Source organism: Burkholderia sp. 9775_39, from assembly GCF_015712225.1.
GTDB classification, from domain to species: domain Bacteria; phylum Pseudomonadota; class Gammaproteobacteria; order Burkholderiales; family Burkholderiaceae; genus Burkholderia; species Burkholderia cenocepacia.
Map to the genome: position 1 here is coordinate 395,756 of NZ_JACCQC010000001.1, position 18,616 is coordinate 414,371.

The 18,616-nt window shown below is 70.9% G+C and carries 5 protein-coding genes; 2 read left to right on the plus strand and 3 right to left on the minus strand.

What is annotated here, in order from left to right:
* Positions 1-30 precede the first annotated feature (30 nt).
* A complete protein-coding gene (locus H0X90_RS01730) occupies positions 31-1,005 on the plus strand; it encodes a type II secretion system F family protein (RefSeq protein ID WP_006486292.1) in 975 nt (324 codons plus the stop codon).
* Between the two features lie 249 nt (positions 1,006-1,254).
* Here H0X90_RS01730 and H0X90_RS35660 read toward each other — a convergent pair whose 3' ends face one another.
* The 3 genes from H0X90_RS35660 to H0X90_RS01745 form a co-directional block, all read right to left on the minus strand.
* A complete protein-coding gene (locus H0X90_RS35660; RefSeq protein ID WP_306172368.1) occupies positions 1,255-1,671 on the minus strand; it encodes a serine hydrolase in 417 nt (138 codons plus the stop codon).
* A gap of 235 nt (positions 1,672-1,906) precedes the next feature.
* Positions 1,907-4,402: a xanthine dehydrogenase family protein molybdopterin-binding subunit gene (locus H0X90_RS01740; protein WP_077189494.1), complete on the minus strand. Its 2,496-nt coding sequence runs from the start codon at positions 4,400-4,402 to the stop codon at positions 1,907-1,909.
* 21 nt (positions 4,403-4,423) lie between these two features.
* Positions 4,424-4,882 carry a (2Fe-2S)-binding protein gene (locus H0X90_RS01745; RefSeq protein WP_006498103.1) on the minus strand — a complete coding sequence of 153 codons (459 nt, stop codon included), beginning with the start codon at positions 4,880-4,882 and terminating at the stop codon, positions 4,424-4,426.
* Between the two features lie 737 nt (positions 4,883-5,619).
* Here H0X90_RS01745 and H0X90_RS01750 point away from each other — a divergent pair.
* Positions 5,620-18,336 carry an autotransporter-associated beta strand repeat-containing protein gene (locus tag H0X90_RS01750; protein ID WP_077215868.1) on the plus strand — a complete coding sequence of 4,239 codons (12,717 nt, stop codon included), beginning with the start codon at positions 5,620-5,622 and terminating at the stop codon, positions 18,334-18,336.
* Positions 18,337-18,616 lie beyond the last annotated feature (280 nt).

The window sequence follows — 18,616 nt, forward strand, 5'->3', positions numbered from 1 at the left end:
AGCCGAATAACGAACCGTTGCGAGGTTGTCATGCAAAACCTGAGCGTGGTCCAGGCCGTGATGCTGGGCGGCTTGTTCATCTTCGTGGCCGGCGGCGTGCTCGTCGCGATGCTGCTGTTCGCGCCGCGCAGCATCCAGCGCCGGATCGAGCAGGCGGGCGGCGCCGGGGCGGGCGCCATCGCCGGCCCCGGCGACGGCGACGACCTGGCGTCGCGCTGGGTCGCGAAGCTGGTCGAGTTGTCCACTCCGATCTCGAAGCTGTCGGTGCCGAAGGAGGGCTGGGAGAATTCGCCGCTGCGCATCCGGCTGATGAATGCCGGCTGGCGCAACCCGAGCGCGGCCGCGCTGTACTTCACCGCGAAGACGATGCTCGCGCTCGGCCTGCCGTGCGCGGCGCTGCTGGTGCTGATCACGACGTCGCTCGGCGACGAGCGCGCGCTGCTGTCGGTGATCCTCGTGGCGCTCGCGGGGATCGGCTACTACATCCCGAACGTGGTGCTGTCGCAGCGGGTCAAGGTGCGCCAGCAGAAGATCTTCGAGGATTTCCCGGACGCGCTCGACCTGCTGACGGTGTGCGTCGAAGCGGGGCTCGGGCTCGACGCGGCGCTGATGAAGGTGAGCGAGGAGCTGCGGTTTCGCAGCGAGGTGGTCGCGAGCGAACTCGACCTGCTGCTGCTCGAGATGCGCTCCGGCTTCACGAAGGAGACGGCGCTGCGCAATCTCGCGCTGCGCACCGGCGTGGAGGACATCGAGTCGTTCTGCGCGATGCTGATCCAGGCCGACCGGTTCGGCACGAGCATCAGCGAATCGCTGCGCGTGCTGTCCGACATGCTGCGCACGCGGCGCCGGATGCGCGCGGAGGAACGGGCGGCGAAGATCGCGCTGAAGCTGCTGTTCCCGCTGATCTTCTGCATCTTTCCCGCGCTGATGGTGGTGCTGCTCGGCCCGGCGATGATTCACGTCTATCGCGTGCTGCTGCCGACGTTCGTTGGCATCGCGCAGTGAGCGGCGCGCGGATGCGGCTTCGCGCGCATCGATAAAGGCTGGATGTGCCGGCCCCCGGGCCACCCGCTGGCCATCCGGCGGCCGGCACGGCAACAGGCTTCATGGAGGCTCCCTCCCCAGGCGGCGCCGCGAGACAGGTCGACCATAGCGGCGTCAATGCATCCTGGACCCATGGTCGGCCATGGAACAAGCCGTAGTCCACCGCCTTCACGGCTGCCCCCTACTGCTAACCGCCGCGGCGCCGCCGCGTCACGGCCGCCCTTCGCCCGGCACTTCCGCCGCCTTGCTGAGCTCGCCCATGATGATCTGCGCGATCACGTTGGCCGGTGAGCGTCCGTTGGGCGCGGCGGCCGTGGTGGTCCACGCGACGATCGCCGTTTTCGTTGCCGGGTCGTAGCCCATGAAGGGTTCGAAGCCCGGTATCTCGCCCGTGTGCCCGGAGAACGTACCGAATCGCGCGAGACCCATGCAGTAATCGGCCGAGCTCGGATCGGACGGATCGGTCGGCGTGCAACTGGCGAGGCGTTGCGCCTGCAGGTCGGCGTCGAGGTAGCAGCCGCCGACCATTCGCTGCATGTACGCGGCCAGTTCGGTCACGGTCGAGATGCCGGAGCCGGCCGTCCACGCCCACGACGTATTGACGCCGGTCAGGTCGGTCGGCTGCAGCGTGGCGTTCTTCGCTGCCGCCTAGCGTTCGGGCGACAGCGCGTCGCTATCGATCGTCTCCGCATTGGTGCCCCATTGATAGCCGTGCGGCGCGGGCGCCGGCAGCGCCGTATTTGCTTGCGGCGGCAGCAACGTGGTGCTCAGGCCGAGCGGTGCGAACAGGCGCGCGTTCGTCGTGCGGAGGGGGGAACGCGACGGCGGGAACGAGGTCCCGCCGTCGCGCTGGCCGGGCTGGCTACGTCACCGTGCCTTTCTTCAGATCCTCGATGCACGGAATCCCGGCGCGCCGTTTCGGCCGCAGGAATTTCGGCACCGTGGGCGCCTGGCCGACGCCCGCGTGGCTTTGATCGGCCTTGGGCTTCAACGCGGCCGGCTTGACCTTGTGCGGCAACCGGCAGCCGCCGGCCGGCAGGTCGCCGTACGGATCCTCGTCGGCCGCCGCCGCGGGGGCCGCCGGCATCGCGGGCGCGGCCGCCGCGACCAGCATCGGCGCGAACGGCAACGCATGCACCCGCTCGCCGGTCAGCACGAACGCCCCGTTGGCCACCGCCGGCGCGATCGGCGGCACGCCGACGTCGCTCAGCCCGGTCGGCTGAGCGTCCGACGGAACGAAGAAGACATCCACCGGCGGCGCTTCCTGCATGCGTATCGGCGAATAGTCGGCGAACCCGGCGTTGCGGACCGCGCCATGGTCGACGTCGATCGCGAAGCCCGGCTTCGTCGTCGCGAGACCGAACAGCGCGCCGCCCTGGATCTGCGCTTCCGCACCGGTCGGGTTGACGATGCGCCCCGCATACACGCCGGCCGTCACGCGATGCACGTGCGGTTGTTGCGCTTCGATCGACACTTCCGTCACGTACGCGACGACCGAGCCGGCCGTTTCGTGCATCGCGACCCCCCACGCGTGCCCGGCCGGCAGCGTGCGGATGCCGTAGCCGGACTTGTCGACGGCCAGCGCGAGCGCCTGGCGATGCGCGGTGTGCTCGGGGCCGGCCAGCCGCGCCATCCGGTACGCGACCGGATCCTGCCGCGCCGAGTGCGCGAGCTCGTCGACCAGCGTTTCCATCACGAACGCCGTATGCGTGTTGCCGCCCGAGCGCCAGGTCTGGACCGGCACGTCGGCGTCGGTCTGATGGACCGATACCTGCATCGGGAAGCCGTACGGGCTGTTCGCGACGCCTTCGGTCAGGTTGGGATCGGTGCCGCGCTTGAGCATCGTCGTGCGCTCGAGCGGCGAGCCCTTCAGCACCGACTGGCCGACGACCACATGCTGCCAGTCGCGCACCGCGCCGCTGCCGTCCACGCCGATGTCGACGCGATGCAGCACCATCGGGCGGTAATAGCCGCCGCGCAGATCGTCCTCGCGCGTCCAGATCGTCTTGACCGGGCCGAGATGGCCGGCCGCGAGGTACGCGGCGGACACGTGGGCGGCTTCGACCACGTAGTCCGACGTCGGCGTCGAGCGCCGGCCATAGTCGCCGCCCGACGTCAGCGTGAAGATCTGGACTTTCTCCGGCGCGACGCCGAGCGCCTTCGCGACCGCCGCGCGGTCGCTCGTCTGCAGCGACGAGCCGCCCCAGATCTTGATCCCGCACGCACAGCTCGCCGGCCCGACGTCGACTGTGCAGCTGAGCGGCTCCATCGCCGCATGCGCGAGATACGGAAATTCGTAATCCTTCCGAATGCGCGTGGCCGCCGGCGGCGCGCTGCCCGCGTCGGCCGTGCGCACCACGGTGCCCGGCGTGCCGGCGAGCTGCTTGTACGCCTGCATCTGTTCGGATGACGTGACGGTCGAGCCGGCGTCCTTCCACGTGATCTTCAGCGCATCGCGGCCGAGCTTGGCCGGCCAGTAGCCGTTCGCGATCACGGCCACGCCGGTGCCGCCGCGATCGGTCGGAATCTCGACGACCTCGACCACGCCCTTGACGGCGCGGGCCGCGGCCGCGTCGTAGCTCGCGACCTTGCCGCCGAAGCGCGGCGGGCGCGCGACCACGGCCACCATCGTGTCCGGCAGACGCCAATCCATCCCGTACTTGAGCGTGCCGTCGAGCATCCCGCGCGCGTCGATGCGCGGCGTCGGCTTGCCGATGATGCGGAACTGGTCCGGCGACTTCAACGACACCCGCTGCGGTACCGGCATCGCCATCGCGGCCGGTGCGAGTTCGCCGTAGGTCGCGCGGTAGTTGCCGGACGTCACGACACCGTTCGCCGTCCGGCAGGTGGCGGGATCGACGTTCCAGCGCTGCGCGGCCGCGGCGACGAGCATCGCGCGAGCGGAGGCGCCGAGTTCGCGGTACTGCGCGAACGAGTGATTGACCGACGTCGAGCCGGCCGTCATCTGGATACCCGTCACCGGGTCTTTGTACGGCTCGCCCGCCGGCGCGAGCACGGTGCGCACGTTGCGCCAGTCGGCGTCGAGTTCGTCGGCCAGCGCCATCGGCAGCGCGGTGCTGACGCCCTGGCCGGACTCGGTGCGGTTGACGGCGACGGTCACGGTGTTGTCCGGCGCAATGATCAGGAATGCTTGCGGTGGCGAAGGCTGAGCGGTTCTGCCGGCTTCGGCCCGCGCCCGCGTCGGCGCGATGCCGAGCGCGAGGCAGCCGCTCGCCGCCATCGTCAGCTTCAGGAAGCCGCGCCGGCCGGGCATCGGAGCATCGGCTCCGGTGACGGAGAATGCATCGCGGTGGGGGGCGTCGGCGCTTGCCGGACGCCCGAAAGTGCGGATACGCATGGTCAAAGTCTCCCGGCAGGCTCAGGCAAGCGCGCGAGCCGCATCGTGAATCGCGGCACGGATGCGCTGGTAAGTCGCGCAACGGCACAGGTTGCCGGCCATCGCGCGGTCGATGTCGGCGTCGGTCGGCGCCTTGTTGCCGCGTAGCAGGCCGGCCGCGCTCATCATCTGGCCGCTCTGGCAGTAGCCGCATTGCGCGACGTCGTGCCGGAGCCACGCGTCGAGGACGGCCTTGCCGACCGCATCGTCGGCGAGATGTTCGGACGTCGTGATGCGCGCATTCCCGACCGCCGACAGCGCCAGCGTGCAGCTTCGGGCCGGGCGGCCGTCGACATGCACGGTGCAGGCGCCGCAGTCGCCGGTGCCGCATCCGAACTTGGTGCCGGTCAACCCGAGGTTGTCGCGCAGCACCCAGAGCACCGGCGTCGACGGATCGGCGTCGATCTCGGCCGGCCGGTCGTTGATATTCAACGTCACCATCGTGAAGTTCTCCCTTGGACACCTCGTTATCGCCCGCGGACCAAAAAGACAATGCGGCGGATCTGAATCAATTAAAGCAGATCCGGTAAAAAGTCGGCATCCGGGAATTTGAGTTTTTTGCCTTTCTTAATAATTTGCGTGATTAATTTAATAAGAATCGCTTTCATCCGGAATGCAAAGTAGTTAATGAAGATGAAAGAGTGTTGAGTTTTGCCAAAAAAATGTCGGCCCCATGGAAAACGTTTGCGAGTCGAGCCTATATTTGACTCGCGATCACTCCTGGAGACACGTGGATCGGACGGCAGGCACCGACCAAACGACAGGCGGGGCAAGGGACGCACGGTTGTTCGACGGCACCGGGCCGGCGTTTGATTGTCGGGCGGGAGGCCCCGTCGCTGCAGGATTTCGGCGTGGAGGCCTCGTTGGCCTGTATAGACAGAGGTGCGAGGAAAGCCGCTCGCCGGGGCAATGCCCTGGTTTGATGAAAAACAATCGTTTCTAATTAGTGGAAAATTTACCGGGTGACGAAGGGGGCTTAAAAGTAAAATATGCCGATTCAATAATTCTCGCCGATTGATTCTCGTTTGTTTTTAATCCAGCCATCCGCTTCGGACTGGTGACGGGACGGTGTTTTTCCAAAAAACATCGAATAGCGTATTCCGGTATTTACCTCCGGCATTTTGAATGCGGCGAGGGAATGCCCGGTGTCGTCGATTCTCTTATGGGAAGGTGTGATTATGCGTATGCGCATGGGCTCGAACAAAAAGCGCGCGGAAGCACGTCCGAAACTCCTCGTGCCGACCGGCATGCTGGTCGCGCTGGTCGGCGCCGGGATCGTTCCCGCCGATGCACTGGCCGCCTGCGTCGGAACCACGACCGTCAGTTGTACCGGAGCCACCACCACCTATTCGAACGGCGCGAACAATCTCAACCTGACCGTCGGGTCCGGCGCGACCGTCTCCGTGGTGCCGCTGATCGGCGGCACCGCGCTGTCGCTGACGGGCAGCGGCGTCACGCTGACCAACAACGGCAGGATCGACCCCGCGTTGTCCGGCTTGAGCCTCGTGTCGAACGGCACGGTCGTCGGCAATATCGCGTCGGCGAGCACGGTCAACGTCACGAACGCCAGCACGGGCGTGATGATGGGCTCGACGAGCTCGCTGCTCAACGGGCCCGCGCTGACGGTCTACAACGGTATCGGCGGCACGACGAACATCACGAACGCCGGCACGATCGGAACGACCGGCCTGCTCGGCTTCAGCGCGGGGCCCACCGCGCAGGTCGTGACCACGTCGGGCGGTGCACAGGTCAACTTCACCAACGCGAGCGGCGGCGCGATCAACGGTTCGGTGGTGCTCGCACCCAGCGGGACACCGGGCGCGGGGAACACGTTCACCAACGCCGGCACCGTCACGGGCAACGTGTCGCTGGGCGCGGCGCTCGGCACGTCGAACACGTTCAATGCGCAGACCGGGTCGTCGGTCGGGCTCGGCGTCGATGCGGGCGTGGGCGGCAACAACACGCTGAACCTGCAACTGAACCCGGCCGCCGGCAGCTCCGCGAGCGGCACCCTGGCGGTCGATACGTACGGCAATTTCACGCATCTCGCGGTGCAGGGCGGGACGTGGAACATCACCGGCGCGTCGAGCGCGGCCGACGCGTCGCTGGCGGGCGGCACCGCGATCATCAACAACAGCGCGGGGCTGGGTCTCGGGACGATCGCGGCCGGCGGCGGCACGCTGGAAGCCGGCACGGCCGGTCTCAACCTGCTCAACAACGTGACGCTCGGCGCGGACCTGACGGTGGATGGCGCGACAGGGCTCGCGTTGTCGGGCACGATCGCCGGCGGCGGCGCGCTGAAAGCGAGCGGCACCGGCACGCTGACGCTGAACGGCGCCAATTCGTTCACGGGCGGAACGAACCTGACGGGGGGCGGCGGGCTCGTGGTCGGCACCGACACGGCGCTCGGCGGCGGCGCGCTGAATGTGTCGGGCGCGGGCGGCACGCTTGGCACGAGCGTCGGCGGCACGCTGCTCGGCAACGCGGTCAATATCGATACCGGCGTCACGCTGGGCCTGAACGGCTCGGCCGGTCTCGGGCTGAGCGGCGCGATCGCCGGCAACGGCGGGCTGGCGCAAACCGGCCCGGGCATCACGACGCTGCTCGGCCCGAACACGTTCGCGGGCGGCACGACGCTGAGCGGCGGCGGGATCGTCGCCGGCACGGGCGCGGCGCTCGGCACGGGCGCGCTGCACGTGACCGGCACGGGCGGCTCGCTCGCGACGAACGTCGGCGGCACGCTGCTCGGCAATGCGGTCAATCTCGATGCAGGCGCCACGCTCGGCCTGAACGGGGCGAACGGCCTGAGTCTCGGCGGCACGATCGCCGGTAACGGCGGCCTTGCGCAAAGCGGCACGGGCACGACGACGCTGCTCGGCGCGAACACGTTCTCGGGCGGCACGGCGCTGAGCGGTGGCGGGTTGATCGCCGGCAATGGCGCGGCGCTCGGCACAGGCGCGCTGAACGTATCCGGGACGGGCGGCACGCTCGCCACGAACGTCGGCGGCACCGTGCTCGGCAATGCGGTGAATCTTGGCGCGGGCGCGACGCTCGGCCTGAACGGCGCGGCCGACCTGAGCCTCGGCGGCGTGATCGGCGGGAGTGGCCAACTGGCGCAAACCGGTGCCGGCACGACCACGCTGCTCGGGACGAACGCCTTCACGGGCGGCACGACGCTGAGCGGCGGCGGGCTGATCGCCGGCAACGGCGCGGCGCTCGGCACGGGCGCGCTGAACGTATCCGGCACGGGCGGCACGCTCGCGACGAACGTCGGCGGCACCGTGCTCGGTAATGCGGTCAACCTGGGCGCGGGCGCGACGCTCGGCCTGAACGGCGCAGCCGATCTCGGCCTGAGCGGCGCGATCTCGGGCGCGGGCGGCCTGGCGCTCGGCGGCACCGGCGCCACGACGCTGTCCGGCGCGAACACGTTCACGGGCGGCGCGAGCCTGACGGGCGGCGGCAGCCTGATCGTCGAAGGCGGCAGTGCGCTCGGTATCGGCGGCGCGTTGAACGTGAGCGGCCTCGGCGGTTCGCTGAGCGCGGATCTGGCCGCCGGCGCGGCACTCGCGAACGGCATCAACCTGAACGGCGCATCGCTGACGCTGAACGGCGCGAACGACCTCGGCCTGAGCGGCGCGATCGGCGGCACCGGCGGTCTCGTGCTGAGCGGCACGGGGACGACGACGCTGTCCGGCGCGAACACCTTCGGCGGCGGCACGACGCTGAGCGCCGGCACGCTGCTCGCCGGCAGCAATACGGCGCTCGGCAGCGGCGCGCTGAACGTCGCCGGTACGGGCGGCGCGCTCGGCGCGAGCGTGAACGGCACCGCGCTGGGCAACGCGGTGAATCTCGGCGCAGGCGCGACGCTCGCGTTGACCGGCGCGAACGATCTGGGCCTGAACGGCGTGATCGCCGGGAGTGGCGGTCTCGCGCAAATCGGCTCGGGCATCACGACGTTGAGCGGCGCGAACACGTTCTCGGGCGGCACGACGCTGAGCGGCGGCGGACTCCTCGCCGGCAACGGCGCCGCACTGGGCACGGGGGCGTTGAACGTGACGGGCACGGGCGGCTCGCTCGGCACGACCGTCGGCGGCACCGTGCTCGGCAACGCGATCCAGCTCGGCGCGGGCGCGGCGCTGACGGTTGGCGGCCCGAACGATCTCGGCCTGAGCGGGCTCATCTCCGGCGCCGGCGGCCTGTCCGTGAGCGGCCCGGGCACGACGACGCTCACCGCGGCCGAGACGTTCACCGGCGGCACCACGATCGGCAGCGGCACGCTCGCGATCGGCGCGGGCGGCAGCCTCGCCGCGTCGAGCCCCGTCAACCTGACGGGCGCCGGTGCGCACTTCAACATCGGCGGCGCGACCACGCCGCAGTCGATCGGCACGCTGTCGGGTGTCGCGGGTTCGACGATCGATCTCGGGGCGAACAACCTGACGCTGGCCGGCAGCGGCAGCGGCGTCTTCGCGGGCGACATCGGCGGGGCGGGCGGGCTGACGCTTGCCGGCACCGGCTCGCAGGCGCTCACCGGCAACAACACGTATGCGGGCGGCACCGCGCTGACGGGCGGCAGCCTGGTGGTCGGAAGCGGGACTGCGCTCGGCCTCGGCGCACTCGACGTCAACGGCTCGGCTTCGCTCGGCGCGAGCGTGCCGGGCGTGACGCTCGGCAACGCGGTGAACCTCGGCACCGGCGTCACGCTGGGGCTGAACGGCGCGAACGATCTCGGCCTGAGCGGCACGATCGCCGGGAACGGCGGCCTCGCGCAAACCGGCACCGGCACGACGACGCTGCTCGGCGCGAACACGTTCTCGGGCGGCACCACGCTCACTGGCGGCGGGCTGATCGCCGGCAACGGCGCGGCGCTCGGCACGGGCGCGCTGACGGTCGCGGGCACGGGCGGCACGCTCGCCACGAACGTCGCCGGTACCTTGCTCGGCAACGCGGTGAATCTCGGCGCGGGCGCGACGCTCGGCCTGAACGGCGCGGCCGACCTGAGCCTGGGCGGCGTGATCGCCGGCGACGGCGGGTTCGCGCAAACCGGAAGCGGCACGACGACGCTGCTCGGCGCGAACACGTTCACCGGCGGGACGACGCTGAGCGGCGGCGGGCTCATCGCCGGCAACGGCAGCGCACTCGGTTCCGGCGCGCTGAACGTGACGGGCGCGGGCGGCTCGCTCGGCACGAGCGTCGGCGGCACGGTGCTCGGCAACGCGGTGAATCTGGGCGCGGGCGCGACGCTGACGGTTGGCGGTGCGAACAATCTGGGCCTCGGCGGCGCGATTTCGGGCGGCGGCAATCTGGCGGTGACCGGCCCGTCGATCACGACGCTCACGGGCGCGGGCAGCTACACCGGCAACACGACGATTGGCAACGGCAGCACGCTCGCGGTCGGCGCGGGCGGCGCGCTGTCGGGCGGCAGTGTGTTCGATCTGGCCGGCGCGGGCGCGACGCTCGACCTGAGCGCGGCCACGTCGCCGCAGACGACGGGCGGGCTGGTCGGCGCGGCCGGCTCGGCGGTGAATCTCGGCGGCAACACCCTGACGCTCGGCGGTTCCGGCAACGGCACGTTCGGCGGCACGATCGGCGGTGCCGGCGGGCTGACGATGGCCGGCACCGGCACGGAGACGCTGACCGGCGCGAACACGTACGGCGGCGGCACGACGATCAACAGCGGCACGCTCGCGATCGGCGCGGGCGGCAGCCTGGCCGCGGGCGGTGCAGTGAATCTGGGCGGCGCCGGCGCAACCTTCGACCTGAGCGGCGCAGGGCTGCCGCAGGCGATCGGCGCGCTGTCGGGCGTAGCCGGTTCGACGGTGAATCTCGGCGGCAACGGCCTGACGCTGGGCGGCGCCGGCAGCGGCACGTTCGGCGGCACGATCGCGGGGGCAGGCGGCAGCCTGACGCTGTCGGGCACGGGCAGCGAAACACTGACCGGCATCAACACGTACACGGGCGGCACGAACCTGACGGGCGGCGGCACGCTGATCGCCGGCAACGGCGGGGCGCTCGGTACCGGCGCGTTGAACCTCGCCGGCGCAGGCGGCACGCTGGCCGCGAGCGTCGCCGGCACGACGCTGAACAATGCCGTCAATCTCGGCACGGGTTCGGCGCTGACGCTCGGTGGCACGAACGACCTGGGCCTCGGCGGCATCATCGCCGGCGGCGGCAGCCTCGCGCAAACCGGCAGCGGCACGACCACGCTCACCGGCGCGAACCTCTACACGGGCGGCACGACGCTCGGTGCCGGCGGCTTGTCGGTCGGCAGCAACACGGCGCTCGGCACGGGCACGCTCAACGTCACCGGCAGCGGTGGCGCGCTCAGCGCAAGCACGGCGAACCTGCTGCTGGCGAACGCCGTCGATCTGGGCATCGGTTCGACGCTGAATCTCGGCGGCGCGTTCGACTTCGGCCTGGGCGGCACGATCTCCGGCGCGGGCGGCGTCGTGCAGTCCGGCTCGGGCACGACCACGCTCGGCGGCGCGAACACCTACGGCGGCGGGACGACGTTGAGCAGCGGCGGACTGAGCGTGGGCAACAATACGGCGCTCGGGTCCGGCGCGTTGAACGTGACCGGCAACGGCACGCTGAGCGCGAGCGTAAACGGCACGACGCTCGGCAACGCGGTCACGCTCGGCGGGGGCGCGACGCTCGGGCTGAACGGCGCGAACGATCTCGGCCTGAGCGGCACGATTTCCGGAGGCGGCGCGCTTGCGCAGACCGGCGCGGGCACCACGACGCTCGGCGGCACGAACACGTACGGCGGCGGCACGACGCTGAGCGGCGGCGGGCTCATTGCAGGCAACGGCAGCGCACTCGGTTCCGGCGCGCTGAACGTGACGGGCGCGGGCGGTTCGCTCGGCACGAGCGTCGGCGGCACGACGCTCGGCAATGCAGTGAATCTCGGCGCGGGGGCGACGCTGACCGTTGGGGGTGCGAATGATCTCGGGCTCGGCGGCGGGATCTCGGGCAGCGGCGGCCTGTCGGTCAGCGGCCCGTCGACGACCACGCTCACCGGCGTGAACACCTATACCGGCAACACGACGATCGGCGGCGGCAGCACGCTGGCGGTCGGCGCGGGCGGCAGCCTGTCGGCAGGCAGCGCGCTCGATCTCGCGGGCACGGGCGCGGCGCTCGACATCAGCGCGGCGACCACGCCGCAAACGAGCGGGATGCTGTCCGGCGTGGCGGGCACGAACGTGAATCTCGGCGGCAACACGCTGACGCTGGCCGGTACCGGCAACGGTAACTATGCAGGCACGATCGGCGGCACCGGCGGGTTGACGATGGCAGGCACCGGCACGGAGACGCTGACCGGCACCAACACGTACACGGGCGCGACGACGATCAACAGCGGCACGCTGGCGATCGGCGCGGGCGGCAGCTTGTCGGCCAGCAGCCCGGTGAATCTGGCCGGTGCGGGCGCAACCTTCGATGTGAGCGGCGCGACCACGCCGCAGACGACGGGCACGCTGTCGGGTGTCGCGGGTTCGACGGTGAACCTCGGCGGCAACAACCTGACGCTCGGCGGCGCGGGCAACGGCACGTATGGCGGCACGATCGCGGGGGCCGGCGGCAGCCTCACGCTGTCGGGCACCGGCACCGAGACGCTGACCGGCAACAATACGTACACGGGCGGCACGAACCTCACCGGCGGCGGCACGTTGATCGCGGGCAGCGGTTCGGCGCTCGGCACGGGCGCGCTGAACACGAGCGGCGCAGGCGGCACGCTCGGCACCAGCGTGGCCGGCACGACGCTCGGCAACGCGGTGAATCTCGGCGCGGGGTCGACACTGACGGTTGGCGGTGCGAACAATCTCGGCCTCGGCGGCGCGATCAGCGGCAGCGGCAATCTCGCGGTGAACGGCCCGTCGACGACGACGCTCACGGGGGCCAGCTCGTACACCGGCAACACGACGATCGGCGGCGGCAGCACGCTGGCGGTCGGCGCGGGCGGCAGCCTGTCATCGGGCAGTGCGATCGATCTGGCCGGCGCGGGCTCGACGCTGGACGTGAGCGCGGCCACGTCGCCGCAGACGACCGGCACGTTGTCGGGCGCGGCGGGTTCGGCGGTGAACCTCGGCGGCAACACGCTCACGCTCGGCGGGTCGGGCAACGGCACGTTCGGCGGAACGGTCGGCGGAACGGGCGGGTTGACGCTGTCGGGCACGGGCACCGAAACGCTGACGGGGACCAACACGTACACCGGCGCGACGACGATCAACAGCGGCACGCTTGCGATCGGCGCGGGCGGCAGCCTGTCCGCAAGCAGCCCGGTGAACCTGACCGGTGCGGGCGCAACCTTCGACGTCAGCGGCGCGACCACGCCGCAGACGACGGGCACGCTGTCGGGTGTCGCCGGTTCGACGGTGAACCTCGGCGGCAACAACCTGACGCTCGGCGGCACGGGCAACGGCACGTATGGCGGCACGATCGCCGGCGCGGGCGGCAGCCTCACGTTGTCGGGCACCGGCACCGAGACGTTGACCGGCAACAACACGTACACGGGCGGCACGACCCTGAGCGGCGGCGGCACGTTGATCGCGGGCAGCGGCTCGGCGCTCGGCACCGGTGCGCTGAACACGAGCGGTGCGGGCGGCACGCTGGCCGCGAGCACGCCGGGCACGACGCTCGGCAACGCGGTGAATCTCGGCGCGGGGTCGACGCTGACGGTCGGCGGTGCGAACGATCTCGGCCTCGGCGGCGCGATCTCGGGCGGCGGCAACCTCGCGGTGAACGGTCCGTCGACGACGACGCTGTCGGGCGCGAACACCTACACCGGCAGCACGACGATCGGCGGCGGCAGCACGCTGGCGGTCGGCGCGGGCGGCAGCCTGTCGTCGGGCAGCGCGATCGACCTGTCCGGCACCGGCGCCACGCTCGACCTGAGCGCGGCCACGTCGCCGCAGACGAGCGGCGCGCTGTCCGGCGGCACGGGCACGAACGTCAACCTGGGCGGCAATACGTTGACGCTCGGCGGCGCAGGCAGCGGCACGTATGGCGGCGTGATCGGCGGCACGGGCGGGTTGACGCTGTCGGGCACCGGCACCGAAACGCTGACGGGCACCAACACGTACACCGGCGCGACCACGATCAACAGCGGCACGCTCGCGATCGGCGGCAACGGCAGCCTGTCGTCGAGCAGCCCGGTCAGCCTGACGGCGGCCGGCGCGACGCTCGACCTGAGCGGCGCCGCCTCGCCGCAATCGACCGGCGCGATCTCGGGCGTGGCCGGCTCGACGGTGAACCTGGGCAACAACAACCTGACGCTCGGCGGGTCGGCCAGCGGCACCTACGCGGGCAACATCGCCGGCACCGGTGGCGTGACGATGTCGGGTACCGGCACCGAAACGCTGACGGGCAGCAATACGTACACCGGCGCGACCACGATCAACAGCGGCACGCTGGCGATCGGCGCGGGCGGCAGCCTGTCGGGGACGACGCCGGTGAGCCTGACGGGTGCGGGCGCAACCTTCGACCTGAGCGGCGCGACCACGCCGCAGACGACGGGCACGCTGTCGGGTGTCGCGGGTTCGACGGTGAACCTCGGTGGCAACAACCTGACGCTCGGCGGTTCGGGTAGTGGTACTTACGACGGCACGATCGCGGGTGCGGGCGGCAGCCTGACGCTGGGCGGCACGGGCACCGAGACGCTGAACGGGACGAACACGTACACGGGCGGCACGAGCCTGACGGGCGGCGGCACGCTGATCGCGGGCAACGGTTCGGCGCTTGGCTCGGGCGCGCTGAACACGAGCGGCGCGGGCGGCACGCTCGGCACGAGCGTGGCCGGCACGACGCTCGGCAACGCGGTGAATCTCGGTGCGGGATCGACGCTGACGGTTGGCGGTGCGAACAATCTCGGCCTCGGCGGCGCGATCAGCGGAAGCGGCAACCTCGCGGTGAATGGCCCGTCGACGACGACGCTCACCGGCGCCAGCTCGTACACCGGCAACACGACGATCGGCAACGGCAGCACGCTGGCGGTTGGCGCGAGCGGCAGCCTGTCGGGCGGCAGTGCGGTCGATCTGGCCGGTGCAGGGGCGACGCTCGATCTGAGCGCCGCCACGACGCCGCAGTCGACTAGCGCGTTGTCGGGCGTAGCGGGTTCGACGGTGAACCTCGGCGGCAATGCGCTGACGCTCGGCGGTTCCGCCAACGGGACGTTCGGCGGCACGATCGCCGGCACGGGCGGCAGCCTGACGCTGTCGGGCACGGGCACCGAAACGCTGAACGGGACGAACACGTACACGGGCGGCACGACCCTGAGCGGCGGCGGCACGCTGCTCGCGGGCAACGGTTCGGCGCTCGGCACGGGCGCGCTGACTACGACCGGCGCAGGCGGTTCGCTCGGCACGAGCGTGGCCGGCACGACGCTGACCAACGCGATCGGTCTCGGCGCGGGGTCGACGCTGACGGTGGGTGGTGCGAACAATCTGGGCCTGGGCGGCGCGATCGTCGGCAGCGGCAATCTCGCGGTGAACGGTCCGTCGACGACGACGCTGACCGGCGCCAGCTCGTACACCGGCAACACGACGATCGGCAACGGCAGCACGCTGGCGGTCGGCGCGGGCGGCAGCCTGTCGGCGGGCAGCGCGGTCGATCTGTCGGGTACGGGGGCCACGCTGGACTTGAGCGCCGCGACGACGCCGCAGACCACGGGCGCAGTGTCGGGCGTGTCGGGTTCGACCGTGAACCTGGGCAGCAACACGCTGACGCTGGGCGGCGCCGGTAACGGCACGTACGGCGGCACCGTCGCCGGCACGGGCGGGTTGACGCTGTCGGGCACCGGCACGCAGACGCTGACGGGCACCAACACGTACACCGGCGCGACGACGATCAACAGCGGCACGCTGGCGATCGGCGCGGGCGGCAGCCTGTCCGGCAGCAGCCCGCTGAACCTGACCGGTGCGGGCGCAACCTTCGACGTCAGCGGCGCGACCACGCCGCAAACGACGACCGCGTTGTCGGGTGTCGCCGGTTCGACGGTGAACCTCGGCGGCAACACCCTGACGCTCGGCGGGTCGGGCAGCGGCACGTACGGCGGCACGATCGCCGGCACGGGCGGCAGTCTGACGCTGGGCGGCACGGGCACCGAGACGCTGACCGGTTCGAACACGTATTCGGGCGGCACGAACCTGACCGGTGGCGGCACGCTGGTCGCGGGCAGCAGCACGGCGCTCGGCACCGGCGCGCTGAACACCGGCGGTGCAGGCGGGACGCTGGCGGCCGGCACGCCCGGCACAACGCTCGGCAATGCGGTGAACCTCGGGACGGGTTCGACGCTGACGGTGAGCGGCCCGAACAGCCTCGGCCTGACCGGCGCGATTGCCGGCAACGGCAATCTGTCGATCACCGGCCCGGCGACGACGACGCTGTCGGGTGCCAACACCTACACCGGTGGCACGAGCGTCACCGGCGGCGGCACGCTGGTGGCCGGCACGCCGACCGCACTCGGCAGCGGCACGCTGAGCGTCGGCGGCAACGGCGGCACGCTCGGCACCAGCGTCGCGGGCACGACGCTCGGCAACGCGGTGAATCTTGGCGCGGGTTCGACGCTGACGGTGGGCGGCGCCAACAACCTCGGCCTGAGCGGCCCGATCTCCGGTGGCGGCAACCTGGCGGTGAGCGGCCCGTCGACGACGACTCTCAGCGGCGCGAACGCGTACACGGGCGGCACGACGATCGGCAACGGCAGCACGCTGGCGGTCGGCGGCAGCGGCGGCTTGTCGGCGGGCAGCGCACTGACGCTGGCCGGCAACGGCGCGACGCTCGATGTCAGCGCGGCCACGACACCGCAGACGGCGAGCGCGCTGTCGGGCGCCGCCGGTTCGACCGTGAATCTCGGCGGCAATACGCTGACCGTGGCCGGTCCGACGGGCGGTTCGTTCGGCGGCACGATCGCCGGCACCGGCGGCTTCGCGGTGCAGGGCGGCGGCACGCAGACGCTGACGGGCGCCAACACGTACACCGGCGGCACGACGATCGGCAACGGCAGCATGCTCGCACTTGCCGGCGCAGGCAGCCTTGCGCCGACGAGCCCGGTGATTCTCGCGGGCAGCGGCGCGACGCTGGACCTCACGGGGTCGGCCGCACCGCAGTCGATCGGCACGCTGTCGGGCACGACGGGTTCGAACGTGAACCTCGGTGCGACGCCGCTGACCGTCAATACCGCCGGCACCAGCTCGTTCGCGGGCACGCTGTCGGGTACCGGCCCGCTGACGCTGGCCGGCACGGGTGCACAGGTGCTGAGCGGGACCAACACGCTGTCCGGGCCGACCACCGTGACGGGCGGCACGCTCGCGGTCACCGGTTCGCTGGCCAACTCGCCGGTGACCGTCGGCAGCGGCGCGACCGTCACCGGGACGGGCACGATCGGCGGCCTGGTCGTGTCGGGCGGCGGCACCGCATCGGTCCTCCAGCTCGGGCAGCCGCTGAAGGTCGCGGGCAACGCGACCTTCCAGCCGGGCTCGACGCTGCAGGTCGGCGCCACGCCGCAACAGAGCGGCGGTCTCGACGTGACCGGCTCCGCCACGCTCAACGGTGGATCGGTACAGGTCGTCGCGGCCACCGGGCAATACCAGCCGGGCAAGCTCTACACCATCGTGAATGCCGGTGCGGGCGTGCAAGGGCAGTTCAGCGCGGTGAACTCGACGTATGCGTTCCTCACGCCGACGCTCACGTACAACCCGGCGCAGGTGCTGATGTCGCTGACGCCGAACGGCACGCCGTTCTCGTCGGTCGCGACGACACCCGACGGGCAAGCGGTGGCGGGTGCGGTCGGCACGCTCGGCGCCGGCAACCCGCTGTTCGATACGGTGCTGACGTCGGATGCGCCGACCGCGAACCGCGCGTTCACGCAACTGGCCGGCGATCTGTATCCGAGTACGCGCAGCGTGCTGTTGTCGGATAGCCGCTACGTGCGCGATGCGGTGCTCGATCGTGCGCGGCTCGGTTCGCAGCCGGGCGGGGCGCTGTGCGGATGCGAGGCGCCGGTGTCGGCGGACGATCATTCGGCGGCGCTCGACCGGCGCATGGCCGCGGAGAACGGCTGCACGCCGGCCAAGTCGTACAAGCCCGCGGTGTGGGGCCGGCTGTACGGTTCGCATAGCCGGTTCGACGGCGACGGCGTCGCGTCGATCGATCGCAACCTGTATGGCTTCGTCGTCGGCACGGATGCGGAAGTCAGCAGCCACTGGCGCGTCGGTATCGCGGGCGGTGCGTCGCGCAGCCAGCTCAATACCGACCAGAACGAGTCGGCGAAGGTCAACGGCGAGACGATCGCGCTGTACGCGAGCGGCCGGTACAACGCGTGGAACGTGCGCGGTGGCGTGTCGCAGTCGTGGTACCGCGTGCATAGCGAGCGCAATCCGTCGTTCGGCAGCTTCTCCGATCACGATACCGCCAGCTACGACGCGAACGCGACGCAGGTGTTCACCGAGATCGGCTACTCGACGGCGTTCCGTAACGTCGCGCTCGAACCGTTCGTCGGGCTCGCGTACGCCAGCCTGCACACCGACGGCTTCAAGGAGAACGGCGGCGCGGCGGCGCTGCAGGGCGATTCCGATACGACGGGCCTCGGCTTCTCGACACTTGGCGTGCGGGCCTCGACCGACGTCGCGGTCACGACGAAGGGCAAGGTCACGGCGTTCGGCACCGTCGGCTGGCGGCACGCGTTCGGCAATACGCAGCCGGCGTCGAGGCTGTCGTTCGCGAGCGGCGGCTCGCCGTTCAGCGTCACCGGCGTGCCGGTCGCGCGTGATGCCGCGGTGCTCGAGGTCGGTGTCGATGCGGCCATCACGAAGAACCTGTCGCTCGGGCTGTCCTACAGCGGCCAGATCGGCGGCAGCATCAGCGACCACGCGCTGTACGGCAATCTGTTGTGGAAGTTCTGAGGGGAGGGGCGGCGGCCGCTTGCGATGGAATCGTCGTGAGCGGCCGATCGTTTGACGATCGTTCGATGATCGTCAGATTGTTGATTCGTTTTGCAGAAGTTTCGTGATGAAGATCGATTTTGATGAAGTGCGTCACGCGGTGTCCGGTATCCCGTTGTATCGGCGTGTTTAGACCTGTTTCAACGCTTTGCCATATCGGGCAATCCGCGAACGATTCGCGCCCCCTTCGCCGGCGGCAGGGTCCACGCGTCATCGCTCGAGCTGTTCCGCGGTTGTCCAA